We start from the raw sequence: 23,967 nt of genomic DNA, 5'->3' as shown, positions 1-23,967 counted from the left end.
TCGAGATGTGACCAATCGTCCGCTGCCGGGCGTCTCAACATTCGCATGAGGGGACTGCCATCGTGCTTTGCGACTCCTTTTCCTAGGCCATTCGAGCTTCAGCAACAACGGCTACTGACTCTTCCGCGTGGGCGATCGGAGGGGCTTCGCCCGGACGCATCCACCAACTGCCCGGTCACGCACGGGACCTGAACCCGGTCGAAGGGTCGAGCCCGGGCTCATAGGGCTTGGGCAGGTGAGCGGACGGTCCGACTTGAGCTGGAAAACGTGACCGTCGGATTCGATCCGCGGTACGTGACCAACTGGTCCTGGACCTGGGACGTGATGATGGCCCGCACCGGCCGCACGGTTTTGGAAGGGGCGCCCGGGACTCAGACGGCGACGACAGAGATGGGTGCCAATCGGATGGATCTCGCGGCAAGCCCGCTTGTCGAATCAGGTGACGTGGGGCCCCGGCGTCTACTTTCGGAAAGTGACCTCCGTCGTGCTGCGCAGACGCGCTACATGAGGCCGTCTCAGAATCCAAACGGCCCCACCCACTCCCCTTCTCGTCACCCCTATCCTTCTACCCGGGATGTTCCATGCGCCTGAGAAGAAGCACGGCCAGGACCGCCATTACGGCTTCCGCGGTGGTTCTAGCCGCGGCCGCTTCGCTCACCACCGCTTTCGGCGCGCAGGCGCGCGACGAAAAGACTCTGACTGCCGCCTCCTTGGCGACATGGCAGACGGACGGCATCGTCTGGTCCGTCGAGTACGCACGCGGTGTCGTGTACGTCGGCGGCACCTTCGACAGCGTCCGCCCGCCGAGTGCGGAGCCCGGTGAGAAGGAGGTCGCCCGGAAGAACTTCGCGGCGTTCGACGCTACTACCGGCAAGCTGCTGCCGTGTGCCCCTTCCTTCACGAAGGGCGCTGGGACCGTACGGGCACTGAAGGCGTCGCGCGACGGCAAGGTGCTGTATGTCGGCGGATCGTTCGGCAAGGTCGACCACGCCGCGGTGGCCAGTGCGGTCGCCCTCAACACGGCCGACTGCTCGCTGCGCAAGGATTTCCGCCCCGCCATGGCGGGGCCGGTGCGGGCCATCGAGACCACCGACACGACGGTGTACCTGGGCGGCGAATTCACGGACGTCGACGGCCAGACCAGGAAGCGCATCGCGTCGTTCAGCCGGAGCGGCTCACTGTTGCCGTTCAGGGCGGACATCGACGAGCCGGTCCGCTCCATCCTGGCCGTACCCGACCAGGGAAAGGTGATCGTCGGCGGCGACTTCCACAACGTCAACGGCGAGCCGGAGCAGGCCCTGGTCGCCTTGAATGCCACGAACGGTTCGATCGTGACTTCCTTCCCGGACTGGCTTCCGGAAAGGTCGGCGGTGACTTCACTGGCACGCGACGGCGACCGCTTCTATCTGGGAGCCGAGGGCGCGGGGACGGGTATCTTCGACGGCCGCATCGCCGGCCGTCTGTCCGACGGCACGATGGCCTGGAAGGACACCTGCTTGGGCGCCACTCAGGCTGTTGTCGTGCACGAGGGCGTCCTTTACAGCGCAACCCACGCCCACTACTGCGGCCTTACACCGGGGGGATTCCCCGATGGACCCCGTCGGCATTTCCTGGCTCAATCGGTCCGCGACAGCCGCATCCTGCACTGGTTCCCCGACACCGACGACGGACTCGGTGAGGGAATTGGCCCCCGAGCGCTCGTGATGGTCGGCGAAATCCTCTGGGCAGGTGGCGAGTTCACCACGGTCAACGGCAAACCCCAGCAGGGCTTGACGCGCTTCGGGGTCGGCCCTGAGAACAAAGCCCCAGAAGCGGCTCCCCGACTCATGGGCGAGAGCTCTCGCACAGGAAACGTCACGCTCACCTGGCGTGCCGCATGGGACAGGGACGACGCGGAGCTGACATATCTGATCTACCGAGACGGTGTTCTCGTGGCCGCGCCGAAGCAGCAGTCGGTCGAGTGGCAGCGTCCGGACATGAAGTACACGGATTCCGTCCCTCCCGGCTCTCGTCATCGCTACACGATCGCCGTCACCGACGGAAAGCACACAACGCCCCGATCGGAGCCGCTCGAAGTGACCGCAGTCACCAAAAAGCGACCGACGGGAGAGCGGTGATGGGAGAACGCCTCGGGTACGCGCCAGGGGTTTTCGACCTCTTCCACGTGGGACACCTGAACATCCTGCGCCGGGCCCGGGAACACTGCGACCGGCTCATCGCCGGTGTCTGCACCGACGACCTGGTGGTGTGCCTGAAGGGCAGGCCGCCTGTCGTGCCGCTCTCCGAACGACTGGAGATCGTCCGCAGCGTCCGCTACGTGGACGAGACCTTTGTCGCCACCGTGGACGACAAGCTCGAAATCTGGAAGGAGGTAGGTTTCGACGTCATTTTCAAAGGTGACGACTGGCTCGGTACGGAGCGCTGGAACACCCTCGAAACAGAATTCTCGAAGTTCGGCGTGAAGGTCGTATTTTTCCCCTACACGGCGCATACCTCAAGCACGCTGCTGCGTTCTGCACTCGGTCTCCTCGCCCAGCGGAATCCCGCCGAGGCGCCATCAGGAAATCCCACGTCGCCACTTCACGAGACCGGCGGCCGTGACGGGAAATCAGCCATCAGTAGAATGCCGTAGATATCGCTGCAGCCGCTTGCCCTTCCGACAGGCCCAGCGGACCTGAGTGCGCCATGGCGTGCTCTGGAGCCGGCCGGTCGGCCTTCATAGCCGGATTCACCGCATACATTGCTGCCGGTCAGGAGAGGGAACGGTGCTCTCCGCAGTCATGTGGTGATGGACACCCTGCTCTGGTTGGGTACGACGACCGGCGTGAGAACGCCGAGCAGTTCTCGGTACACGTCGATCACCGCGTCCGCGGCGTGCTGTACGTCGTGGGCGGCGAGCACGTGGGCGCGGCCCTGTGCGCCCAGCGCCGCGCGCAGCGGCGCGCGGCGCAGCAGCGCCGTCAGCGCCCGCGCCAGCGCGTCGGGGTCCTCCGGCGGCACCAGGCAGTGCGGCAGATGGCCGGGTGGCAGGCTCTCGCGCACTCCGTCCACGTCCGTGACGAGCACCGGCCGGGCGCACGCCATGGCCTCCAGGGGGACGAGCGCCATGCCCTCCCGGCGGGACGGCAGGACCACGATGTCGGCGGCCCGGTACCAGGGGGCGGCGTCGAGTGCCGCGCCGGCGAATTCCACCGAAGCGGGCGCACCGGAGTGCAGTCGCTCCGCGTCCGGACCGTCGCCGACCAGCACCAGCCGGGCGGCGGGCAGCTGCCGCACGACGGCAGGCCAGGCCTCCAGGAGCACATCCTGGCCCTTCTGGCGGCACAGCCGTCCCACGCATACGACGAGCGGACCCGCTCCGGACCGAGCACGGTTCCCCTCCGGCCGGAACCTGCACGTGTCGACGCCGTTGGGGACCACCTGCCACTGGGCGGTGATGCCACCCTGCTCCCCGGCACGCCGTTCCGCCTCGCTGACGCACAGGACACGCGCCGCCCACCGCGCCCCGAACCGCTCCCACCGCAGAGCCGCGTGGGCCAGATTTCTGTCCACGGCATCGAACGACCACGCGTGCGGCTGAAAGACGGTAGGGAGTCGGCCGCGCACCGCGAGCCGCGCCGCGAGCCCCGCCTTGGCACTGTGCGCGTGCACCACGTCAGGCCGCACGTCGCGGAGGATCCGCGCCAGCCGCCGTACCTCGCCCGGGAGCCGAAGGCCCGGTGCGCGGGTCGCGTCCCAGGGCAGCACCCTGCAGCCCACCGCGCGCAGTGCGTCCGTCAGCGTGCCGCCTCGCGGGCAGGCCACGGTGACGCGCAGCCCTGCGGCGAGCTGTGCCGCCGCCAGGTCCGTGAGAAGCCGGGCGACACCGCCCTCGACCGGCTGAGTGACGTGCAGGACGTGCGGCCCACGTGCAGCGCACGGCGTCGCATGGTGCGGGACGGGTCCCAGGGGAATGCGCATGACCGAGGCTTCCCTTCCGAAGAAAGATTCCGAACCCAGCACAAGATGTGCGGTCGCACGTCCGATATAAAATGCGCCGGATTCGGGAGGCAACAGTAACCGCTTATCCGTACTTATCTGCGAACCCGTCAACTGTTTCGGAATGCCGCCCTTCCCCTGCGGCTATTTCTAGCGCGGGATCACCCGCTTGGAGTCGTGGTGAGGTGTGATCCCGGGCGGCCGCCCGATCGGCGGAGCCGTGCTCCGTTTCGGGGCGGCCGGCTACGGAAGTGCCTCTCATCAGCGTGATCGGCTGCGGGCGCGGCATGCCGGTTCGAGAGTGGTCACATGATCTGAAATTCGCTCGCGGGGAACACTCATGCGTGCACCGTTCCTGGAACTGTCGGCAACAGGGTTTCCAGAAAGCTCCACTCTCGTTAGGCCAGGCGTAGTGAGACCGAGTCTCTCGCGACGTCTGAAGAAAGAAGCACTCTCTGGCGACCGCGGGTTACGGAAGACGAGTTACGAAAGAAAGGCACACGATGAAGACTCTGAAGGCTGCCGCTGTTGTTGCCGGCTCGCTTGCCATCGCCGGCGTCACCGTGCCCGCCGTCGCGGCGGACATGCCGGCGCAGGGCCTCGTGGACAGCGGAATGATGGTCGCGAGCAGCGCCCCCACGGCAGCCAAGGTGTCGACGGGCTACATGGGCAACAACGTCCAGCAGGTGGCGCAGGATGTGAAGGACACTGTGAAGCAGTCGGGAGTCGTGAAGACTCCTGTCGTCGGCGGCACCCTGCCGAAGCCCGCTCTGCCGGGCCTCGGCGACGGCCGACTGCTCGGTGGGCTTCCGGTCGGCAAGTAGGCAACCACAAGGCAATGCCGGGAAGCCCACGCCAGCCACGCCTGCACAGAAGACCGATGCCACCTCAGCGATGACTTCGTCGCCCATGGGTTCGACGATTCGGGTCGGCTCCGCATTCCTGGGAGCCGACCCTTCGGTATATGCGGGGGAGTGCAACCGCATATAGAGGGAACTGCGATCGCTCTGCGCTAGGCCAAACGAAGGATTCAGGATGCCTTGAGCGGCAGAGCGTCGTTGGTCCCATTGGAATGGCCTCGTTTCGTGCATCGGGGTCTTCCGCTGCGGAGTTGGCCACCTCTTGAGGTGGCGCATCCGTCGGCGTCGGCCGCTTTGCGGTGCGTCGGCAGGAATGCCGTAGGCGGAAGGGCGCTCTTTCCTCCTTGTTGGCGCGCCCTCCTCGACCGGCGACGTGCCTGTCGGCCTTCGTCGGCCGCCTCCTGACCGCGGGGCCTGTCTGCGTCTGACGCAGACAGGCCCCGCGGGCTTCTGTGGAACTCAGCAGAAATCAACGCTCCATCGCTGGAACAAAGGGCACGGAAAAGCCGATGGCGGCCCGCTGGAGTTCCGGCGGGCCGCCATCGGGTGAAGCACTGCTCAGATGAGGCCGGCGCTGTACTCGGCCTTCTGCGACTGGTCGATACCCGCCGTGTTGCATGCGGCGTAGTGCGAGTTCGGCGCGAGGATGACGCCAAGGACGGCGCCGTTGGACCACGGTGCGATGCAGCGACCGTCGACGACCGTGCCGTTGACGACGGCAAGGCCCTGCTGGGGGGCGTTCACCACGACCGGGGACGACGAGAAACCGCCACCGCCGCTGACGGTGGTGCTGTTGTCGTCGGCCGCGGCGGCGCCGCCGGTCGCGAGGACGATGCCCGCGGCGAGGGCGGAAATGGCCGTAACCTTATTACGCATGAGATGCGCCTTTCGGTGGGGCGATTGGGATTTCCGTGCTCCGAATTGCTCGGAGCAGGTCAGAGGAGGCCGGAGTTGTACCCGGCCTTCTGCGACTGGTCGATCGGCGCCGTGTCGCATGCGGCGTAGTGCGAGTTCGGTGCGAAGACGCCGCCGAGGACGGCGCCGTTGGACCACGGCGCGACGCAACGGAGGTCCGCGACCGAGCCGTTGACGACCGCAACGCCCTGCTGGGGGGCGTTCACGACGACCGGGGACGACGAGAAGCCGTCACCGCCGGTGACGGTGGTGCAGTTGTCGGCCGCGGCGGTGCCGGCCGCGGCGAGGACGATGCCTGCGGCGAGGGCAGAAATGGCCGTAACCTTGTTACGCATGAGATGCGCCTTTCCTGGCTGCGTTTGGGGGATTCACCTGCTCCGAATTGCTCGGGACAGGGGTCAGAGGATGCCGCCCTTGTAAGGGGCCTTCTGTGACTGGTCGATCGGCGCCGTGTCGCACGCGGCGTAGTGCGAGCTCGGCGCGAGGACGCCGGCGAGGACGGCGCCGTCGGACCACGGTGCGATGCAGCGACCGTCAACGAGCGTGCCGTTGACGATGAGAACCCCCTGCTGAGGGGCGTTCACGACGACCTCGGACGACGAAAAGCCGCCACCACCCTGGACTTGGGTGTTGTTGTCGCTGGCCGAGGCAACGCCGACGCTGCTGACGACAGCGCCGAGGGTGAGGGCAGTGATGACCGCGAACTTCCTGGGCAACTCGGTTCCTTCCTGAATTCACGGTTTCGCACGCTTGCATAGCAGGAAACCTTGATATGCGCACATAAGTCACGGAACGAGCGTCCAAACAGGGCTGATTCCATCGGATGGCGCAATGCCGCGTGTCCCGGCAGGCCGAAGGGGAATGGAGGTGGAATCCGTGCGGCTTATCAGGGTGAACGACAATCCGAAAGGCCGCGGCCGACGGCCGCTAGGAGAAATGCCCCGTCCGTCGGGCTGCACCGGGGCGTACGGAACGAGCGCCGACGTGTGTCCGGCCCACCGGAAGGGAGAGGGCCGGTGAGCCGGACAGATGGTTTGCGCGTCCCGGCGGTGTTCGGGTCCGCCGAGTCAGGTTGTGCAGCTGCCGGTGCGGATCCAGCGTCCGGGCCTGCGTCTCCGAGATGACGGACGTGTGTGAAACCAGGACCGACAGCGGGCCGACCCGCCCGCGAAAGCTGCGGTGTCGGTCTGCGGTTGACGAGAACCGGATCAGAGCTTCAGAATTCCGGGCCCGCCGGCGCCCCGCGAACAGACGGGACTACTTGGCAGCGAAAGCATCGTCAAGAAGTGAGGACTTTCGCCGGTACGGCCGACTCTTACGGTTTTCGTGTGGTCACTTGCCGAGCAAGGTGCCGAGCCCGATAGCGGTCGGCGCCTGCAGCGGGTGGACCTGAACCGAGCCCTTTCCGGCCGGGTTCTTCACCGGAATCGTGGGCTTCTTGGCGGCGTGCGGGTCCATACCGTCCAGGTACAGGCCAGAGACTCCCTCCGGCCTCTTCTCGTCGAACGCGCTACCGTTGGCGAGTTTGCCGTTGCGGGCCAGTCGCGCCACGGTGTCGACCGCGGGCAGGGCCGCCGGAGTCACCTTGGTCGGGGACATGAGACCGAGCGGACCGGCCGAGGGGGTCGGTGCCGGGGCGGCCGACGCCGCGACGGCGGAGCCACCCACGAGACCCACGCCGATGGCCAACGCCGCAGTGGTGAAAACTGCCTTCTTCATGATTCACCTCGTTTGAAAGTTACCTCTGATCCGACGGCTGGAGAACATAGCAGTCCACGCCCTCTGCAAAAGCGACGCGTTACTCCATACGCATGAAGGTCAGAAGAGTGAAAAATGCCTTGCGTGCGGTGTCGTCGGAGGGATTCGCATCTGATAGGTGAATCGATTGATCGTATGGTGCGTCCGGCATCGACCACGCGGGTCATCACCACGCGACCTTCGTGTCGACGTCGGCCTTCCGGAGCGGGAACTCGCTTGGCACCCCGGCCTATTCAATGCGCTCGGCATTGGCTCCAACAACCCAGGCAACGGGATGACCGAGGCAAGGCATAAGGAAAGGCATCAACACGCTCGTGCTGAGCGACGGTTGGGCGTACGGCTAGGCCCGTCCCGGCCACATGGGATGCGGCATCTCTCTGTGCGCGGAGTCCCCGTGTTGGTGGTGACCGTCCTGACCAGCAACGTCCTCCCGTGGTTGCCCCATGGGAGGACGGCCGGTGGGTGTTCCCCCTAACGGGGGGTGACCGCCGCACCCCGGCGGGGCGCCCTTGACAGGCGGCCTCACCAGGCACAATGCCGCCGCCATGGGCAACAGATGGTGACGGAGCGGGTGTGAGCGGTTGCAGACGGCGACAGGCGATTTCACGGTGGGCTCAAGATCCGACGCACATCGAAAGGAACACCCATGCGTGGTCTGCCCGCACTGCGTATCGCGTCCACCGCTGTCTGCGCCACCCTCCTGGTCGGCATCGCCGGTCCGGCCGCTGTCGCGGCCGACTCGGCCCGGGAGCGCACCCACGCGGCGTCCCGTGCACCCGTCCCCGGCGCGGACGCGCTGATCGCCCAGGTCAAGAGCCTCGGCGATCTCGGCGGCGTGCTCACTCCGGTCACCAACCTGCTCAACGAAGTACTCAAGGCGGACAACGGCCAACTGTCCGCGGACGAGGCGCAGAAGCTCGTCAGCGCTGTGAAGGACGCCATCGCCAAGATCACCGCGGCGGCCTCCAAGACCCCCACGGCTACACCCACCACCGCGGCTGCACCCACCACCGCGGCCATCCCGACGACTCCGGCCACGCCGACGACCGCCGCGACGCCGACTGCGTCCTCGGCGTCCACGGTGTCCTCGCTGTCTTCGCCGGCCTCGCTCACGAAGCACAGTGACGGCAGCAAGGCGCCGTCGGCCAAGGACCTCCAGGGTGACGCGCTCGCCGCCCTGCAGAAGGCGGTCGACACCCTGCTCGCGGCCGTCACTTCCGGCGACGTCAGCAAGGTCGTCCCGGCGGTCACCGGCGTGGTGACGGGCCTGGTCGGCTTCCTCGCCGCGACGCTGCTCGGCGGCGGACTGCCCGCACCCAGCCTGGCCGGCCTCCCCGCCCTGCCGAGCCTGCCGAGCCTGCCGGTGCCTTTGCCGTTGCCGGTGCCTTTGCCGGTCAGGTGATCTTCGAGTGAGCCTCTGGTGACCTTGTGATGATCTGAAGCGGACCGTGTTCTCCGCCGTTGGTCGGCCGTCGTGGCCGGTCCAACGGCGGAGGTGTTTCAGCGTCAGAATTCCTGGAGGCGACTTGAGCTGCCGAGACTCAACGGCGCCGAACACGCTCACCCAGCTTCCGCTCACCGTGAACGACGTTCCCGTCGCCGCCCGAGGGACGCCGAGTGGTGTCCCTCGTCCGTGTGGACGGCCCCGGTGACATCGGCCGGTCGGGTGAGAAGGCGCCGGGCCGTTCTCCAGCCCGTCGATAGGGTCGCGCGGTGACCTCAACCCCAAGCGAAACGCGCCCCTTCCGCATCGCCGAGCTCAGCACGCTCGTCGCGCTGCCCTGGAGCGACGAGGCCCCCGAGCGGACCCTGAAGGCCGCGGCACATGTGGTCCTGCCGGCCCTCAGCCTGCACGGCTGATGCGGCGGGCCGCGGGCGGCACCGCGTTCGCCCTGCTGGTGGTGCTCACGGGCGCGGCCGGGCTGCTGGCCTCCTGGGTTATCACCCTCGACAAGTTCAAGCTGCTGGAGGACCCCGACTTTGTCCCGGGGTGCAGCCTGAACCCGGTGGTGTCCTGCGGCAGCGTGATGAAGAGCGACCAGGCCTCGGCCTTCGGATTCCCCAACCCGATGCTGGGCCTGGTGGCCTACGGCATCGTGATCTGCGTCGGAATGAGCCTGCTGGCCGGCGCGGCGTTCCCCGGCTGGTACTGGCTGACCTTCGAGGCGGGCTGCCTGTTCGGGATCGGGTTCGTGTCCTGGCTGCAGTTCGAGTCGCTGTACCGGATCGGCGCGCTGTGCCTGTGGTGCTGTCTGGCCTGGCTCGCGATGATCCTGCTGTTCTGGTACGTGACGTCCTTCATCGTGCGCAACGGATTCCTGCCCGCGCCAGGCCCGCTGAAGGCCTTCTTCGCGGAATTCGCCTGGGTACTGCCGCTGCTGCACATCGGCGTCGTCGGAATGCTGATCCTGACCCGTTGGTGGGACTTCTGGACGAGCTGACCAGCTGCGGAGCTGCCCGAGGTCGGTGGAGAGCTGTCGGTGCCGATGCCGGGCATGCCCGCGGGGCCGCGGTACGTAGAGGGGCGGTTCAGCCCGGAGCGCCGGGCGGCAGCCGGTACGAGGAGATACACGGACCGGCCCGGGCGCCGGGGAGCGCACCGGGTCCGCCGGCGTTCCGGGTGCGGACAGCACCGTATGGCCGTACCGGTGGTGACCGTACGGCCCGCCTGGCGGTTACCACGGCGGACATCCGAACCCGTACGAGGGAGCGAGCCATGGTCGTCGGTGCCGGTGGAGTACCGATGGGTGCGGAAAAGGGGACCAGGAGCCCGGAGAGAAGCGGGCCGAAGCGGCGGACGCGGCGGGAGATAGGGCGCGGGCTGCTTGCCTTCGTCGCCGCCTTGGCGCTCGCCCCCGTTGTCGCCGCCTCGCGCGCCTCGCGGCCCGCGGACGGCCCCGAGGGACCAGCGGACGCAGCGGACGCGGCCTTCGACGAGATCTACCACGGCCGTCACATCCAGGGCACCCTGCTCCGCGTCGCCGGATGCGGCGCCGACGGCTGCGAGTGGCAGGTCACCGTGGACGGCCACCCGCTGCACCTGATGCGCCGCGCCGACGGCACCTGGCTGACGATGGTCGACCACTACAGCTCGTACCGGACCTCGCTGGAGGCTACCCGAGCGGCCGTCGACGAACTCGGCCCCGGGCAGCGGCTGCGAGACCTGGCTTCGGGCCCGATCGGCGGGAGGTATCTGCACATGGGGGAACAGCATGGCGTACGTGCGTAGAGACGTGAGCACGCTGACGCGCAGCGAGCGGCGGCGGTTCGTCAACGCGCTGCTCGAGGTCAAACGGCGGGGCGAGTACGACGAGTTCGTGCGGATGCACATCGCGTACTACACCTCCGACGGCGAGTACGGCCTGCGTACGGCCCACATGGCGCCCTCCTTCCTGCCCTGGCACCGCCGCTTCCTGCTGGACCTGGAGGGTGCGCTTCGCCGGGTCGACGCGTCGGTGACGGTGCCGTACTGGGACTGGACGCGAGACCGTACGACGACGTCCGCGCCCTGGACCGAGGACCTCCTCGGTGGCAATGGCCGCAGGTCGGACCATCAGGTCATCACCGGGCCGTTCGCCTACGCGCAGGGCCACTGGACCATCAGGGAGGGCATCACCAACAGGGAGTTCCTCACCCGGGACCTCGGGCGCGCCCGCGCCCCGATCGCGCTGCCGACGAGGACCGAGCTGGAGTCCGCGCTAGCCGACCCGGTCTACGACACCTCGCCCTGGGACTCCACGTGCACCAACGGTCTCCGCAACAAGCTGGAGGGGTGGCGGACCGGGCGGGACCGCGTCGCCTGGCGCAACCACAACCGCGTCCACCGCTGGGTCGGCGGTGTCATGCTCGGCGCCGCCTCCGTCAACGACCCTGTCTTCTGGGTGCACCACGCCTTCATCGATCTGCAGTGGACCCGCTGGCAGCGACAGCACCAAGGCGCCCGCTACCTGCCGGCCAATCCGCCCGGCCCCGGCAGTGAGCAGCACGGGCGGATTGTCGCCCGGCACGAGAAGATGCCGCCGTGGGACGTGACGCCGTACGAGATGGAGGACGTGAGCCGGATCTATCGGTACGCCTGACCGGCTGCGTGCACGGCAAGAGCCCCGGCGCTCGAGGCGCCGGGGCTCTTGTGCGCGTACGGTCGGGGCCGTATGCGCCCACGGCCGGGCAGGGCGTTCATCGGGGGATCACCCTTTCCGAACAGGCCATTGGGCGGATCCGGCGATCCCGCGGCGAGCGGCCCGCAGCCCGCCCGAAATTCGTTTCGGCGTCGCGTGGGCCGTCAACTAGCCTCCGGGCATGGCAACCGACCAACTGATCCGTCTGTTCGCCGAGGAGAGCCGGGTACGCGCCTTCGCCGCCGTAGCCCTCGGCGCCGACACGCCCGCGAAGGTCATGGAGACGGCCGGGCTGTCCCCGAAGGACGCCGCGTCGGCCCTGCGGCGCCTCCAGGAGCAGGAGGTGATCACGGCGACGGACGACAGGGGACTGAGCGTCGCCTACGGGCACTTCAGGCAGCTTGCCCGTGAGGGCTCGGCGCGGGCTTCGGCTTCGGTCGAGAGCTACGGCACCGGGGACGAGCGGACCGAGGCGGTCCTGCGAACCTTCGTACGCGAGGGGCGGCTGATCCGGCTGCCCGCCCAGTGGCAGCGCAAGCTGGTCGTGCTCCGGCACATCGCCGAACGGACCTTCGAGCCGGGCGTCGAGTATCCGGAGCGGACAGTCAACGAGAAGCTGCGTGCCTGGTGCGAGGACGCACCGGTCGACCATGTGACGCTGCGGCGCTATCTGGTGGACCTGCATCATCTGACGCGGCAGTACGGCTTCTACTGGCGGCCCTCGGCGGCCTGAATGGCCTGAAACCGCCTGAAGCCGCCTGAGGTGGCCAGGTGTGGCGCGGTAGCCCGAGAGGCATGGCGGCCGTTCGGCCGAGGCGGCGTACGGGGGTGCCCGTCAGCCGGGGTGGCGGTAGGGGGTGCGCCCCAGCCGAGATGGCGTGCCTGTGGTGTGCCCGGCTCAGCCGAGGCGGCGTACCGGTGTGCCCGACAGGAACGCCTGGATGTTCTCGACCGCCGCGCTGTAGTACGTCTCGTAGTTGGCCCGCGACACATAGCCGAGGTGCGGGGTGGCCAGCAGGCGGGGCGCCGAGCGCATCGGATGGTCGGCGGGGAGCGGCTCGATGTCGAACACGTCGACGCCCGCTCCGGCGATCCTGCCCCCGTGCAGCGCGGCGAGCAGCGCGTCCTGGTCGACGATCGCCGCCCGTGAGGTGTTGACGAGGTAGGCGGTCGGCTTGAGGAGGGCCAGCTCGGCGGCGCCGATCAGGCCCCGGGTGCGGTCGCCGAGCGCGAGGTGGACGGAGACGAAGTCGCTGCTCGCGAGCAACTCCTCCTTGGAGGCGGCCAGTTCAACCCCCACCTCGGCGGCGCGCTCCTTGGTGAGGTGCTGGCTCCACGCGCTGACCCGCATACCGAAGGCGAGGCCCACCTGGGCCACCCGGCCGCCGATCTTCCCGAGCCCGAGCAGACCGAGCCGGCGGCCGTGCAGATCGGCGCCGACGGTGCTCTGCCAGGGGCCGTCTGCCCGCAGCGCGTTGTTCTCCGTGACGATGCCCCGCGCCAGGCCGAGCAGCAGCGCCCAGGTCATTTCGACCGGAGGCGTCGAGGAGCTCGGGGTCCCGCACACGGTCACGCCGTGCGCCTCGGCGGCCGCGTGGTCGATCACCGAATTGCGCATCCCGGAGGCGATCAGCAGCTTCAGCCGCGGCAGCCGGGCCAGCAGCGACGCCGGGAAGGGCACCCGCTCGCGCAGGGTGACGACGATGTCGAAGTCCGCGAGGGCGGCCCCCAGCGCGTCCTCGTCCGCGAAGTGCTCGCGGAAGCTGACGACCTCCACCTCGTCCGCGATCGGCGCCCAGTCCGCGATCTTGGTCGCGACGCCCTGAAAGTCGTCCAGCACGGCACAGCGAAGTTGCATGTCAGGTCCCTCCCACGCTCAGCCGGACCCTACCCGAGCCAGGAAAGCGCACTCGGCCGCCCGGGAGGAGGCGGCTCCGGGGGAAGCGGCGACGGCCGCTCGCTCACCGTGGCAGTATCTGGGCTCCATGAGTGCGTCCTTGGCGGTACGGAGCTTGCGCGCGGCGGTGTTCGCCGTGCTGTGCGTGCTGCTGGCCGCCGGGGGGCACGGTCTGGCGACCGGGGAGGCGCCGCCGCTGTGGGCGGACGGTGCGGGGTTCCTCACCGTCTTCGCGGCCGGCTGTCTGCTGGGCGGCCGGGAGCGGTCCCTGCTCGGGATCGGCCTCGGAATGCTGGCCGCGCAGGCCGGACTTCACCTCGGGTTCGAGGCCGCCCGCCCGCGCATGGCGATGACGATGCACGGGGCGCACATGATGCCCGCGCACGCACACGCCATGACGCCCCACGCCACGGCAGCGCATGTGGCCGCCGCCCTGCTCGCGACCTGGTGGCTGCGGCGCGGCGAGGCCGCCCTGTGGTCCCTACTGCGGTGGGCCGTGGCGTTCGTGCCCGGGCTCGCGGCATGGTGGCGGGTGCGGACGGGACCGTCTCCCGCACGGGCCCAACGGGACGTCGTTTGCCGGAACGCCTTTGAGACGTGGCCGCTGCGGCAGGTGCTGCTGCGGCACGCCGTCTCCCGTCGGGGACCGCCGGCCGGGCTCGCGTATAAGCCCTGACCGCATCCACACCAGTACGGAGTTCCCCTGATGTCCCCGATACGCACCACCCTGCGCCGAGCCGGCCTCGTCGCCGCGCTCACCACGGCCGGAGTCCTGACCGCCGCGGGCGCGGCCTTCGCGCATGTGACGGTCCACCCCGAGAGCTACGCCAAGGGCGCCACGGACGGCGTGCTGACCTTCCGCGTCCCCAACGAGGAGGACACCGCGAGCACCACGAAGGTGCAGGTCTTCCTGCCCACCGACCACCCGGTCCTGGGTGTCCTGGTCACTCCGCAGTCCGGCTGGACCGCGAAGGTGACGACCACCAAGCTCAAGAAGCCCATCAAGACCGACGACGGCACGATCACCGACGCCGTCTCCGAGATCACCTGGACGGGCGGCAGGATCCGCCACGGCGAGTTCCAGGACTTCAACGTCGCCTTCGGTCAACTTCCCGATGATGCCGATCAGTTGGAGTTCAAGACGCTGCAGACCTACTCGGACGGCAATGTCGTCCGGTGGATCGAGGAGACACCCAAGGGCGGCGAGGAGCCGGAGAACCCGGCGCCGGTGCTCAAGCTCACCGCCAAGGCCACGGGGGAGGACTCCTCCGTGGAACCCTCCGGCGCGGCCTCGTCACCGGCCTCGGACGCCAAGACCTCGACCGCGAGCGGCAAGAGCAGTGACTCGACCGCTCGCGGCCTGGGCATCGCGGGTCTGATCGTCGGCGTCCTCGGCCTGGCCGCGGCCGGATTCGCCCTCGCACGCGGCCGGAGCGCCCGCCCCTAGCCGATGTGCCCAGCCGTATGCGGCTGCCGCCCCGCCGGTCTCAACTCCCGTCGGCGGGGCGGACCGCCCACCGCTGCTCGACCTTGGCCAGCCGCCAGTACGCCACGGCCGCGGCCCAGACGACCACGAACAGGCCGACGATGATGTACCCGACGTTGTCCAGGTCGAGCCCCGCGATCCAGTCGGTAACGTCGTCGCGCAGGGCGAGCTTGTCGTGCAGCACGCCCACCAGCTCGATGGTGCCGATGAAGAAGGCCACGGCGATGGACAGGCCGGTGATGGTGAGGTTGTAGAAGACCTTGCGCACCGGGTTGGAGAAGGCCCACTGGTAGGCGAAGTTCATGAACGTGCCGTCCAGCGTGTCGAACAGGCTCATCCCCGCCGCGAACAGCAGCGGCAGGCACAGGATCGCGTACCAGGGCAGCCCGGCCGCCGCGCCGCTGCCCGCCATCACCATCAGCGTGACCTCGGTGGCGGTGTCGAAGCCGAGCCCGAAGAGAAAGCCGAGCGGGAACATCTGCCCCGGCCGCGTGATGGACTTCGTGAAGCGACCGAGGATCCGGTTCATGAACCCACGGGAATCCAGGTGCTGTTCGAGCTCTTCCTCGTTGTATGTACCCGCCCGCATCGCCCGGAAGACCCGCAGAATGCCCATCAGCGCGACGAGGTTGAGGGCGGCGATCAGGTAGAGGAAGGACCCGGAGACCGTGGTGCCCATGACGCCGAGCACCTGGTGGGTGCTGGAGCCCTCGTTCATGATGCGCCCGGCCAGCTGGGTGCCTCCGGCGATGAGCGCGGCGAGCACGACCACCACGCTGGAGTGCCCCAGCGCGAACCAGAAGCCCACCGACACGGGCCGCTTGCCGTCGGCCATCAGTTTGCGCGTGGTGTTGTCGATCGCGGCGATGTGGTCCGCGTCGAAGGCATGCCGCATGCCCAGGGTGTAGGCGGTCACGCCCAGGCCGATGCCGAACGCCTTGGACCCGACCTCGTAGTGCTCCGGCACGACGAGCAGGAACAGGATGCCGAACGCGACGACGTGCAAAGCCGCGATCACGGCCAGGAGTACAGCGGTTCGGACGGTGTCCTCGCGGCGCCACCGGAACCCGGTGGCGGGGGACGACTGCGTGGGCAGGGTCATACGGTCACGCTCCAGCACCTCGTGGATCACTTCGTGAGATGCCGTGGCCGGTCTCCTGGCTTACGGGTACACGTGCCCGCCCCTGCCTTCCCGGCCTTGCGGCCAGTGGCGCCGCCCGCGGGCGGCACGGGACGGGAACTCCCCCCGATCACAGTGGCGAGGGCCGCTCCGGTCTGGGCCCCTGAGGGGCCGTCACCGGTCTTCCCGAACACCACGGCCCACCCACCGTAGGGGCGGCCGGGGTCTCCTGCAAAGTTGCACAGCTGCGCAGGTATTGAAGATCACATGGGGTCGCCTGCGAAGATGACCCCATGCACCTCGTCCCCGCCGAGCGCGCCGACCGCCGGACCATCGACGGCCATCGGGTCTGCGACGCCGTCGCCGCCATCGGTGAGCCCGGGCACGTACGCACCTGGGCCGACCGCTTCTCGCTCCTCGCCGACCCGCGTCGTCTCGCCCTTCTGCTGGCCCTGCACCGGGCCGGCCCCCTCGCCGTCTCCGACCTCGCCATCGCGACCGGTATGAATGACCCCGCCGTGTCCCAGGCCCTGCGTCTGCTCCGTACCGCCGGGGTGGTCGAGGGCGACAAGGACGGGCGGGTCGTGCGCTACCGGGTGACCGACGGCCCGACCGCCGAACTCCTCGAGCACTGCGCGTCCGACAAGGGCTGAGCCGCCCCAGGCGGACGGTGGCCGGAATGGGTGCGGCCCCGGACGCCTGGGGGGCTTGCCGGGGCCGCGGGCTCATGGAGTCACCGTGGTGCGGTCACTCACTGTTGAGTTGCCAAGGTGCTGTGTTGTTCAGTCCTGGACCCGTGCCTGCTTCTTGCGGACGAAGAGCACTGCCGCGCCGCCGATCACCACGAGGGCGATGGCTATGCCCGCGATGATCGGGGTCGTGCTGGAGCCGCCGGTCTCAGCGAGGTCGGTGTCTCCGGTGGAGGTGCCGCCCACCGTCGCCGGGCTCGGCTCACTGACCGTCTGGGTCGAGATGTCGCTCGTACTGCCTTGGGTCTTGCAGTCGAGCACGCCCTTGAACCGCTTGGAGAAGCCGTTCGGACCGTTGATCGTGAAGTCGTAGGCCTGGTCCTCCTGCAGCGGGATGGTCACCGTCTGGGACGCGCCCGCCTCGATGGTGTGCTCGATCCCCATCAGCTCGAAGGTGAACGCCTCGTCGCCCTTGTTGGCCGCCGTGATGTCCACGCCGCCCTTGGCGCAGTTCTTCTCGGCGGACAGGGCCGGTATCGCGCCCTTCTCGGCCCAGTTCGCGGTCGCCGACGCGGAGACCGTCGACTCGCTGGAGCCCGCGAGGATCTGTGTCTGGCTGCGGGTCTCCGAGGTGAAGGCGCGGCCGACCGGCACGGTGGTGGACGCCTGCACGGTCAGCGATGCCGAACCGTCCGCGGTGTCCTTCGGCACGTCGAAGTAGAGCCGGCTGCCGTCGGCCGCGGAGGTGATCGCCTTGCCGTCCTTGTCGACGATCTTCACCCCGCCGGCGGTGGCGTCCGAGGGCGGCGTCACCGTCACACTGTCCGCGTTGGTGTGCACCGTGACCGGGCCGAGCTTCTCGCCGGCGTGACCGGAGACCGCGGCCGGGTCGAGGGCCAACGAGGCCTTGGGCTCCGCCAGATTCCGCGCGCTCTTCTGCAGATAGTCCGCCAGCTTCTCCGCCTGCGGGTCCACCGCGTCCACGTCGGCGCCGTCCGAGTACCGCCAGATGGCCACCTGAGTGCCGGCCGCCGCGTCCTTCTCGGTGAGGCCGGCGGCGCCGGCCTTCTCGGCGAGCGCCGCGAGGTCGTTCACCTGCGGGTAGGAGTTCTGCAGCATCCAGCGGATCTTGCCCGCGTCCTTGTTGCCGCTCAGCGACGTACCGCTCCAGGAGGTCTCCTGGTACTTGGCGTCCCGCTGCGTCGGGTTGTGGATGTCGATGCAGTAGGTCTGCAGCATGCCGCCGTTGTCGACGGACATCTCGAAGAGTCCGGCGGACACCCACGAGTCCTCGCCGTTGTCATGGATGACCGCGGACCCGTACGTCTTCAGGTCACCTATGGTGGCGGTCGCACCGCCCAGGCTCTGCGGGGTCTCGTCGGCAACGGCCGTACCGGCGGCGGCGATCGCCCCCGCTGCGACGAGCCCCGACACCAACGTCGCGGCGGCGAGGCGGGCGGCACCTCGCCTGCGCGCGGACAACGCAGAGAACGCAGAAAACACAGAATTCCCCTTCGTGCAGGACCCGTTGACATGGGGGGACGGTCCCGCCAGCAGAATCAGAAGCCCCGAGAGCTATGCCCGGCATCCTAAAGACGCGGCGCACCACGCTCCCCAGACATGTCATCCGATAACCGATCCGACTCGGAATCGTTATCGCTCACACAGCTGTGAGCTGGGCTTATCGACAAATCCATGGGGACCGTTCACAACGCATTTGTCGATAAGCCGCAGTTCGGTCAGGACGTGGACGTCCCTGACATCACGTCACTCCGGCGGGCTCGGGCCGCTGTTGGGAGGCAGTATCGGGATCAGCCTGTGGCTCCGTTTCCCAACTGGGCTCCGGCTGAGGTGTCGGAGCCGATCCGATGTCCCCCTTGGACGCTCGTCGGAAGGCGGACGTGCCTCGCGAGAGATCGTGTCCGATCGCCGCCGCGTCGACGTCCGCCGAGGTCCAGCTCTGGCCGTCGCGCGTTTCCGTGCGCACCTTCAGCCGGCCGTGCACGACAACCGGATCGCCCACCGACAGCGACGCCCCCGCATTCGTCGCGAGAGCCCTCCTGGCCCAGACCGTGAAGAAGTTGGTGTGTCCGTCGGTCCACTCGCTCTTCTCGCGATCCCAGTAGCGCGACGTCACGGCCAGCCGAAACCTCGTCGACGCTCCCGTCGACAGCTCCCGGTACACCGGCTGCGTCGCGACGTTCCCCACCACGCACACCATCGTCTCGTTCATCCCGAACCCCTCTCCCGTACGAATGCGTCTGTCGCGGCGACCGCATGCGCTGCGATCGCCGCGAGTTCAGACTGCCTTCGCCGGGCCGAGCCCGCTGAGCGCTGTGGGCTACCGGCCGGTTGTGGATAACCGCGTCACCCGACGGGCGCCGACGCCGCCCCCGTGACCCGCCCGTACTGCTCTCGCACCTCCCGGTAGCGCAGCAGCTCCGAGGCCACGGGATCCAGTACGCGCGCCCTCCCGCACCCGGCGGCGGCCTCGCGCAACCGTCGTTCCGCTTCGAGCCCGTAGCGTCGTGCGGGTCCGCGCGCCGCCATCCTGCTGCTCCACTCGACGGCCGGACCGCCGATGATGCCCGCCACCATCAGCAGCACCGGCACCCCGAGATTCGGTGACGTGATCCCGATGATCTGGCCCAGCAGCCAGAGCCCGCCGATCACTTGGAGGATCGTCATCGAGGCCTGCGCCAGTACGGCGACCGGCCACCAGCCGGGCCGCGGTGGACGCCCCGCCGGGGTCACGGCGCGTGCCGTCATCTCGTCCAGCGCCTCGGGCAGCCCCTGCGACCCGCGTACGGCCGCCTCGCGCACCGCCTGCGCCCAGGGTGCGGGGAGCCCGTACACCGCCCGGTCCGCGACCGTGCGTACGGCCTGTTCGACGCGCTGGCGTGCCGTGGCCTCCTCGTCCGCGGGGGCCCGTACGGGCAGGCGGCCGGTCGGGGGTTCACGCCGGTCCTGGCACCAGCGCCACAGCCGCAGCCAGGGAGTCCCGCAGGCGCGGTTGGCGTTGCGGAGCCACGCGCGCTCGGCCGCCTCGCCGGCCGCGACGGCACCCACCGCGTCCGCGAGCCGGTCCGCGAAATCGTCGCGCGCCTCCTCACTGAGCCCGACGCGCCGCCCGGTCGCGTAGATGGGCCGCAGCCGCGCCGCGGCCGCGTCGAGATCGGCCGAAATTCGACGTGCGGCGGCACCTCGCTCGGCCACGAACTGGCCGAGGGACTCGCGCAGTTCGCCGACGCCGTCCCCGGTGAGCGCGGACAGTGCGAGCACGGTCGCGCCCGGTTCGCCGTACTCGCCGAGCGCGATCCCGTCCTCGTCGAGCAGTCGCCGCAGATCGTCGAGGACCTGGTGAGCGGCCTCCCCGGGCAGTCGGTCCACCTGATTGAGCACGATGAACATGACCTCCGCGTGCCCGGCCAGGGGCCGCAGATAGCGCTCGTGGAGGACGGCGTCGGCGTACTTCTCCGGATCCACGACCCAGATGACCGCGTCGACGAGCGCCAGGACGCGGTCCACCTGTTCGCGGTGCTGGACGGCCGCGGAGTCGTGGTCGGGCAGGTCGATCAGGACGAGGCCGCGCAGTTGCGCCTCCGCCTCCGGGCTCTGCAGCGGACGCCTGCGCAGCCGACCGGGGATGCCGAGCCGGTCGATGAGTGTCGCTGCGCCGTCGCTCCAACTGCACGCGATGGGCGCGGCGGTGGTCGGCCTGCGGACACCGGTCTCCGAAATGGCCACGCCGGCGAGCGCGTTGAAGAGCTGCGACTTGCCGCTTCCGGTGGCTCCGGCGATGGCGACGACGGTGTGCTGCCCCGAGTGCTTGCGGCGCGCCGCCGCCTCGTCGAGCACCCGGCCCGCCTCGGCGAGTGTCCTGCTGTCGAGCCGGGTGCGCGACAGGCCCACCAGTTCGCGGAGCGCGTCCAGTCGTGAGCGCAGCGGTCCGTCGTACGCGAGGGGGGCCGGCGGGCCTTGTACTAGAGGCTTGATCTCCATCACGGGCGCCTCCTGCCCGCCTGCCGTCTCGGAGACGCGCCGCGCGATGAGACCGTCGTCCCAGACGGTTCCGCCCTCCGCACGCGCGGCCGTGTCATCGTCCTCCACGCGCGCGTGTCTGTCGCCGGAGGCGGCGCTCTCAGGGGGGCCCTCTTCGCAGGGCTCGCTGTCCCCGGTGCCCTCCTGGGGCTGGTCCTCGGAAGTCGCCTCCCCGGGGAGGCCATTTTCGGAAGTGCCCTCTTCGGAGGTGTTCACTTCGCAAGTGCCCCCTTCGGAGCAGGCGTCGGAGGCGTCGGAGGCGTCCTTGGAGAGGCCGTCCTCAGGGTGGTCGTCTCCGGGACGGTCGGCGTGATCCGTGCGATCTGTGACGGCAGTCACCGCGGTCACCTCTCCTTCTGCAGTACGGACAGCGCGGCGATGAGTTCGGCCTGGGGTTCGGGATGGACGTCGAGTGCGTCCAGCGGCGCGAGAAGGCGTTCGCGCTCGGTGTGCAGGGCTTTGTCGAGGTAGCCCGTCAGCAGTCGGCCGCCCCGGTCGCGCAGCCGCAGCGCACCGTGCGCCCCGATCCGCTCGGCCAGCCCCTCGCCCGCCGTCCGCGCCCGGCGGCCGCCCAGGAGCGCGGTGGCGACCAGCGCGGCCACCACTTCGGGATCGGGCGCGATGCTCTTGTCGAGGCCGCGCACCTCCTCCTCGGCGTACTCCTCCAGGACGCGCCGCCAGCGTCGTACGGCCATCCCGATGCGGTGCTCGGCGCTCTCCAGCGTCGGATCACGGTCCGTCAGCCCTGGAGCGCCCGCGGCCGGTTCGCGCCGCCATGCCTCGTGCACGCGCTCGTCGGCCGCCGTGACCGCGCACAGCAGCAGGGCGCTCAGGCTCTCGACGAGCGCGTCGAGCAGCTCGCCGGCGCTGCAGTCGAGGGGATAGGCGCGCCAGCGCTTGAGCGCGTCGCCGGAGAGCACGGCGCCGGCCTGCAAACGCCCCTTCACGCGCGTGTGCTCGCTGTCGTACGCCCCGTCGACGGCGGCCGTGAGCCGCAGGGCGGCCGCGTACTGTGCGGCGGCCGCGCTGGCCAGCTCGGGCATCCGCGCCTTCAGCGAATCGAGAACCCCGTAGGCCGTACGAGCCATCGCCTCCTGCCGGGCTCCCGGGTCCTGTGCCTGGTGCACGAGCCACGTACGCAGCGGTGCGACGGCGGTCGCGGGCAGCAGGCCGCCGCCCCACGCGGACTCGGGCAGCTCGGGCACGGTGAAGCGGGGCACGTGGCCGAGTCCGGCCTTGGTGAGCAGGGCGCCGTACTGCCGTGAGACCTCGGACACCACCTGGTGCGGCACCCGGTCGAGCACGGTGACCAGGGTCGCCTTGTGCTCCTTGGCCGTACGCAGCAGATGCCACGGCACGGCGTCGGCGTACCGGGCGGCCGTGGTGACCATGACCCAGATGTCGGCCGCGCAGATCAGTTCGGCGGCGAGGACCCTGTTGTCGGCGACCAGGGAGTCGATGTCGGGGGCGTCGAGGAGGGTGAGGCCGCGGGGGAGTGTGTCGGCGGTCTCGATACGCAGCACCCGCTCCCCGCGTTCGGCGAGCGGGGGGAGGTCGTCGCCGGGCTCCTGATGGGGCACCCACACGCGCGTGAGGTCGGGCAGCACCCGCATTCCGCTGAACCAGTGATGGTCCTCCGGATGGCACACCAGCACCGGTGTACGGGTCGTCGGCCGCAGCACACCCGCCTCGCTGACCCGGCGCCCCACAAGCGAGTTGACGAGGGTCGACTTGCCCGCGCCGGTGGACCCTCCGATGACGACGAGGAGGGGTGCTTCGGGTTCTCTCAACCGGGGCACCAAATAGTCGTCGAGCTGTGCGAGCAGTTCGTCGCGGTTGGCGCGCGCGCGTGGAGCCCCCGCCAGGGGCAGCGGGAAGCGTGCGGCGGCGACACGGTCGCGCAGGGCGGAGAGTGCGTCGAGCAGCTGAGGCCGTACGTCCAAGGTCACCACATGCGAAGAATGCCCAATTTTGGAGGCTTTCTGAAGCATATGGGTATGTCTGCGCGCCGACAGGACACACGGGGCGGAAGGGATGACTGGGGCGCAGGCATAACGAGTGCACAACACCCGATGCGTGAGACGCCAAAAGCGGTGCACGATTCGTACCCGCCTGCGATTATCAGGACCGCTTCACCGAACCTCCACATCGAGCCACGGAGGCGAAGCGCGAGGGACAGGGATGCGGGAGCCCTATCCTTGTCCCCGGCAAGGTCACGGATCAGCCCACACCCGGGCACCAGGACACCGGCCACCACACCCGGCCCCCGTAGCTCAGTGGATAGAGCAGGCGCCTTCTAAGCGCTTGGCCGCAGGTTCGAGTCCTGCCGGGGGCGCCAGTCTCCGCCCTCCCCCGGGAGGGCGTTTTTGCTGTTCAGGGCGGGTGCGGTCACACGCGGAAGAGCGCCGGGTTACCCGGTGATCGCGGGGAGGATCCGGCGAAGTCCGGCTGTCACCGGGTTTCCGCGGGTGGCTGCGGCACATACGTGGCGAAGCTCGTGCGCCGGCCCGTCTCGATGGGTCCGGCCCGGCGCGCTCGGCGTATCAGCTGGACTCGTCGGGGGAGGGGTAGCCGACGTTGTCCGTGTAGAAGCGGCCCTGCTCGCCCAGGTCGTCGATCTCAAGTCTCTCTTCCACGCTGAGTTCCTGATCCAGCGCGACGCTGATGACGCCTCGGGCGCGGGCCAGTCGCCGCGCAACATCCCAATCGGCGATGAACTTGCCGACGGTGTACTCGTCGGCGGCTCCGCATCCCTGGCGGGATCCGAGCCGGTCGAGGGAAACCACGAACTCGTTCAGGTCCAGCAGGACCGCGACGGCCTCATCGAGGGGCAGCCGGATCTCTCGGGAGGACATGTCCATCGGCCGACTCAACTCCAGAACTGGTACTCCGGCCCACATCGTGGCGCAGTTCACAGCGTAGATCCCACCCGGTGGCCGGACATGTTCGAGACCCTGATGGACCGCATGGCGGGACGGTTCGCCCCGGTCGAACCGCGGCGCCGGGCAAGGGTGCTGGTGCTCGGGTTGCTGTCGGACCTGCCACGCAAGAATCGCTGGACACTCGCCGAAACGCAGGCCTCGCATCCTCTGCGGAGCCGTGTGC

24 protein-coding genes, 1 tRNA gene and 1 riboswitch are annotated in these 23,967 nt (G+C 69.2%); of the genes, 13 read left to right on the top strand and 12 right to left on the bottom strand.

Annotated features, from left to right (window positions below; all coding sequences use genetic code 11):
• The first annotated feature begins 581 nt into the window (after positions 1-581).
• Both AB5J53_RS18115 and AB5J53_RS18110 read left to right on the top strand, forming a co-directional pair.
• The gene (locus tag AB5J53_RS18115; RefSeq protein WP_369246697.1) at positions 582-2,117 is read left to right on the top strand and encodes a delta-60 repeat domain-containing protein; all 1,536 of its coding nucleotides are present in this window, start codon (positions 582-584) and stop codon (positions 2,115-2,117) included.
• Positions 2,114-2,632 (top strand): adenylyltransferase/cytidyltransferase family protein, encoded by a 519-nt coding sequence (locus AB5J53_RS18110; RefSeq protein WP_369246696.1) that lies wholly within the window; start codon positions 2,114-2,116, stop codon positions 2,630-2,632. Before AB5J53_RS18115 ends, AB5J53_RS18110 begins: the two co-directional genes overlap by 4 nt.
• A gap of 146 nt (positions 2,633-2,778) precedes the next feature.
• Here the strand turns inward: AB5J53_RS18110 and AB5J53_RS18105 are convergent, their stop codons facing one another.
• A complete protein-coding gene (locus AB5J53_RS18105; protein WP_369246695.1) occupies positions 2,779-3,960 on the bottom strand; it encodes a glycosyltransferase in 1,182 nt (393 codons plus the stop codon).
• Positions 3,961-4,481: 521 nt separating this feature from the next.
• Here AB5J53_RS18105 and AB5J53_RS18100 point away from each other — a divergent pair.
• Entirely contained in the window at positions 4,482-4,802 is a 321-nt protein-coding gene (locus tag AB5J53_RS18100) for a hypothetical protein (RefSeq protein WP_369246694.1), read from the top strand.
• A gap of 594 nt (positions 4,803-5,396) precedes the next feature.
• Here AB5J53_RS18100 and AB5J53_RS18095 read toward each other — a convergent pair.
• The 4 genes from AB5J53_RS18095 to AB5J53_RS18080 all read right to left on the bottom strand — a co-directional run bounded on the left by AB5J53_RS18095 (position 5,397) and on the right by AB5J53_RS18080 (position 7,472).
• Positions 5,397-5,714 (bottom strand): hypothetical protein, encoded by a 318-nt coding sequence (locus AB5J53_RS18095; protein WP_369246693.1) that lies wholly within the window; start codon positions 5,712-5,714, stop codon positions 5,397-5,399.
• Between the two features lie 59 nt (positions 5,715-5,773).
• Entirely contained in the window at positions 5,774-6,088 is a 315-nt protein-coding gene (locus AB5J53_RS18090) for a hypothetical protein (protein WP_369246692.1), read from the bottom strand.
• Between the two features lie 63 nt (positions 6,089-6,151).
• Positions 6,152-6,469, bottom strand: coding sequence for a hypothetical protein (locus tag AB5J53_RS18085; protein WP_369246691.1), 318 nt, complete (start codon positions 6,467-6,469; stop codon positions 6,152-6,154).
• A 616-nt stretch (positions 6,470-7,085) separates the two neighbouring features.
• Positions 7,086-7,472, bottom strand: coding sequence for a hypothetical protein (locus AB5J53_RS18080; protein WP_369246690.1), 387 nt, complete (start codon positions 7,470-7,472; stop codon positions 7,086-7,088).
• Between the two features lie 685 nt (positions 7,473-8,157).
• On the opposite strand from AB5J53_RS18080, the gene AB5J53_RS18075 reads away from it, so the two are divergent.
• The 6 genes from AB5J53_RS18075 to AB5J53_RS18050 all read left to right on the top strand — a co-directional run bounded on the left by AB5J53_RS18075 (position 8,158) and on the right by AB5J53_RS18050 (position 12,362).
• On the top strand, positions 8,158-8,913 hold the full coding sequence (locus AB5J53_RS18075; protein ID WP_369246689.1) for a hypothetical protein: 756 nt from the start codon (positions 8,158-8,160) through the stop codon (positions 8,911-8,913).
• A gap of 311 nt (positions 8,914-9,224) precedes the next feature.
• Positions 9,225-9,371, top strand: coding sequence for a DUF5949 family protein (locus AB5J53_RS18070; protein WP_369246688.1), 147 nt, complete (start codon positions 9,225-9,227; stop codon positions 9,369-9,371).
• Positions 9,371-9,952, top strand: coding sequence for a vitamin K epoxide reductase family protein (locus AB5J53_RS18065; RefSeq protein ID WP_369246687.1), 582 nt, complete (start codon positions 9,371-9,373; stop codon positions 9,950-9,952). The genes AB5J53_RS18070 and AB5J53_RS18065 overlap by 1 nt, the downstream gene beginning before the upstream one ends.
• Before the next feature lie 275 nt (positions 9,953-10,227).
• Positions 10,228-10,740, top strand: a complete 513-nt coding sequence (locus tag AB5J53_RS18060; RefSeq protein WP_369246686.1) for a tyrosinase family oxidase copper chaperone — start codon at positions 10,228-10,230, stop codon at positions 10,738-10,740.
• The gene (locus AB5J53_RS18055) at positions 10,724-11,590 is read left to right on the top strand and encodes a tyrosinase family protein (RefSeq protein WP_369246685.1); all 867 of its coding nucleotides are present in this window, start codon (positions 10,724-10,726) and stop codon (positions 11,588-11,590) included. The genes AB5J53_RS18060 and AB5J53_RS18055 overlap by 17 nt, the downstream gene beginning before the upstream one ends.
• Before the next feature lie 220 nt (positions 11,591-11,810).
• The gene (locus AB5J53_RS18050; protein ID WP_369246684.1) at positions 11,811-12,362 is read left to right on the top strand and encodes a DUF2087 domain-containing protein; all 552 of its coding nucleotides are present in this window, start codon (positions 11,811-11,813) and stop codon (positions 12,360-12,362) included.
• Between the two features lie 165 nt (positions 12,363-12,527).
• On the opposite strand, the gene AB5J53_RS18045 is transcribed toward AB5J53_RS18050, so the two are convergent.
• Positions 12,528-13,487: a D-2-hydroxyacid dehydrogenase family protein gene (locus AB5J53_RS18045; protein WP_369246683.1), complete on the bottom strand. Its 960-nt coding sequence runs from the start codon at positions 13,485-13,487 to the stop codon at positions 12,528-12,530.
• 127 nt (positions 13,488-13,614) lie between these two features.
• Here AB5J53_RS18045 and AB5J53_RS18040 point away from each other — a divergent pair, with 127 nt between their 5' ends.
• The gene (locus AB5J53_RS18040; protein ID WP_369246682.1) at positions 13,615-14,202 is read left to right on the top strand and encodes a hypothetical protein; all 588 of its coding nucleotides are present in this window, start codon (positions 13,615-13,617) and stop codon (positions 14,200-14,202) included.
• A 30-nt stretch (positions 14,203-14,232) separates the two neighbouring features.
• Positions 14,233-14,973: a YcnI family protein gene (locus tag AB5J53_RS18035; protein ID WP_369246681.1), complete on the top strand. Its 741-nt coding sequence runs from the start codon at positions 14,233-14,235 to the stop codon at positions 14,971-14,973.
• 40 nt (positions 14,974-15,013) lie between these two features.
• On the opposite strand, the gene AB5J53_RS18030 is transcribed toward AB5J53_RS18035, so the two are convergent.
• Positions 15,014-16,114, bottom strand: coding sequence for a HoxN/HupN/NixA family nickel/cobalt transporter (locus tag AB5J53_RS18030; protein ID WP_369246680.1), 1,101 nt, complete (start codon positions 16,112-16,114; stop codon positions 15,014-15,016).
• A 27-nt stretch (positions 16,115-16,141) separates the two neighbouring features.
• Positions 16,142-16,345: riboswitch (cobalamin riboswitch) on the bottom strand.
• A gap of 80 nt (positions 16,346-16,425) precedes the next feature.
• Between AB5J53_RS18030 and AB5J53_RS18025 the strand changes: the two genes are divergently transcribed.
• A complete protein-coding gene (locus AB5J53_RS18025; RefSeq protein ID WP_369246679.1) occupies positions 16,426-16,785 on the top strand; it encodes a winged helix-turn-helix domain-containing protein in 360 nt (119 codons plus the stop codon).
• 129 nt (positions 16,786-16,914) lie between these two features.
• Here the strand turns inward: AB5J53_RS18025 and AB5J53_RS18020 are convergent, their stop codons facing one another.
• The 4 genes from AB5J53_RS18020 to AB5J53_RS18005 form a co-directional block, all read right to left on the bottom strand.
• Positions 16,915-18,324 carry an LAETG motif-containing sortase-dependent surface protein gene (locus tag AB5J53_RS18020; protein ID WP_369246678.1) on the bottom strand — a complete coding sequence of 470 codons (1,410 nt, stop codon included), beginning with the start codon at positions 18,322-18,324 and terminating at the stop codon, positions 16,915-16,917.
• A 259-nt stretch (positions 18,325-18,583) separates the two neighbouring features.
• Positions 18,584-19,054 (bottom strand): single-stranded DNA-binding protein, encoded by a 471-nt coding sequence (locus AB5J53_RS18015; RefSeq protein ID WP_369246677.1) that lies wholly within the window; start codon positions 19,052-19,054, stop codon positions 18,584-18,586.
• Positions 19,055-19,188: 134 nt separating this feature from the next.
• Positions 19,189-21,201: a GTPase gene (locus AB5J53_RS18010; RefSeq protein WP_369246676.1), complete on the bottom strand. Its 2,013-nt coding sequence runs from the start codon at positions 21,199-21,201 to the stop codon at positions 19,189-19,191.
• A gap of 5 nt (positions 21,202-21,206) precedes the next feature.
• The gene (locus AB5J53_RS18005; protein ID WP_369246675.1) at positions 21,207-22,814 is read right to left on the bottom strand and encodes a dynamin family protein; all 1,608 of its coding nucleotides are present in this window, start codon (positions 22,812-22,814) and stop codon (positions 21,207-21,209) included.
• Between the two features lie 310 nt (positions 22,815-23,124).
• On the opposite strand from AB5J53_RS18005, the gene AB5J53_RS18000 reads away from it, so the two are divergent.
• Positions 23,125-23,200, top strand: a tRNA-Arg gene (locus tag AB5J53_RS18000).
• Positions 23,201-23,405: 205 nt separating this feature from the next.
• Here the strand turns inward: AB5J53_RS18000 and AB5J53_RS17995 are convergent.
• Positions 23,406-23,723, bottom strand: coding sequence for a hypothetical protein (locus AB5J53_RS17995; RefSeq protein WP_369246674.1), 318 nt, complete (start codon positions 23,721-23,723; stop codon positions 23,406-23,408).
• Positions 23,724-23,967: the final 244 nt, after the last annotated feature.

This window comes from Streptomyces sp. R41 (assembly GCF_041053055.1).
Taxonomy (GTDB): domain Bacteria; phylum Actinomycetota; class Actinomycetes; order Streptomycetales; family Streptomycetaceae; genus Streptomyces.
The sequence above is the reverse complement of the archived record's forward strand: the minus strand, read 5'-3'. Positions and strand labels throughout refer to the sequence as shown.

What these genes read in the sequence shown, in the direction of transcription:
- AB5J53_RS18115 (WP_369246697.1), top strand. Translation starts at nt 582, where the DNA reads ATGCGCCTGAGAAGAAGCACGGCCAGGACCGCCATTACGGCTTCCGCG.
- AB5J53_RS18065 (WP_369246687.1), top strand. Translation starts at nt 9,371, where the DNA reads ATGCGGCGGGCCGCGGGCGGCACCGCGTTCGCCCTGCTGGTGGTGCTC.
- AB5J53_RS18015 (WP_369246677.1), bottom strand. Translation starts at nt 19,054, where the DNA reads ATGAACGAGACGATGGTGTGCGTGGTGGGGAACGTCGCGACGCAGCCG.
- AB5J53_RS18045 (WP_369246683.1), bottom strand. Translation starts at nt 13,487, where the DNA reads ATGCAACTTCGCTGTGCCGTGCTGGACGACTTTCAGGGCGTCGCGACC.
- AB5J53_RS18060 (WP_369246686.1), top strand. Translation starts at nt 10,228, where the DNA reads ATGGTCGTCGGTGCCGGTGGAGTACCGATGGGTGCGGAAAAGGGGACC.
- AB5J53_RS18095 (WP_369246693.1), bottom strand. Translation starts at nt 5,714, where the DNA reads ATGCGTAATAAGGTTACGGCCATTTCCGCCCTCGCCGCGGGCATCGTC.
- AB5J53_RS17995 (WP_369246674.1), bottom strand. Translation starts at nt 23,723, where the DNA reads ATGGACATGTCCTCCCGAGAGATCCGGCTGCCCCTCGATGAGGCCGTC.
- AB5J53_RS18040 (WP_369246682.1), top strand. Translation starts at nt 13,615, where the DNA reads ATGAGTGCGTCCTTGGCGGTACGGAGCTTGCGCGCGGCGGTGTTCGCC.
- AB5J53_RS18100 (WP_369246694.1), top strand. Translation starts at nt 4,482, where the DNA reads ATGAAGACTCTGAAGGCTGCCGCTGTTGTTGCCGGCTCGCTTGCCATC.
- AB5J53_RS18055 (WP_369246685.1), top strand. Translation starts at nt 10,724, where the DNA reads ATGGCGTACGTGCGTAGAGACGTGAGCACGCTGACGCGCAGCGAGCGG.
- AB5J53_RS18025 (WP_369246679.1), top strand. Translation starts at nt 16,426, where the DNA reads ATGCACCTCGTCCCCGCCGAGCGCGCCGACCGCCGGACCATCGACGGC.
- AB5J53_RS18030 (WP_369246680.1), bottom strand. Translation starts at nt 16,114, where the DNA reads ATGACCCTGCCCACGCAGTCGTCCCCCGCCACCGGGTTCCGGTGGCGC.
- AB5J53_RS18075 (WP_369246689.1), top strand. Translation starts at nt 8,158, where the DNA reads ATGCGTGGTCTGCCCGCACTGCGTATCGCGTCCACCGCTGTCTGCGCC.
- AB5J53_RS18050 (WP_369246684.1), top strand. Translation starts at nt 11,811, where the DNA reads ATGGCAACCGACCAACTGATCCGTCTGTTCGCCGAGGAGAGCCGGGTA.
- AB5J53_RS18080 (WP_369246690.1), bottom strand. Translation starts at nt 7,472, where the DNA reads ATGAAGAAGGCAGTTTTCACCACTGCGGCGTTGGCCATCGGCGTGGGT.
- AB5J53_RS18105 (WP_369246695.1), bottom strand. Translation starts at nt 3,960, where the DNA reads ATGCGCATTCCCCTGGGACCCGTCCCGCACCATGCGACGCCGTGCGCT.
- AB5J53_RS18035 (WP_369246681.1), top strand. Translation starts at nt 14,233, where the DNA reads ATGTCCCCGATACGCACCACCCTGCGCCGAGCCGGCCTCGTCGCCGCG.
- AB5J53_RS18090 (WP_369246692.1), bottom strand. Translation starts at nt 6,088, where the DNA reads ATGCGTAACAAGGTTACGGCCATTTCTGCCCTCGCCGCAGGCATCGTC.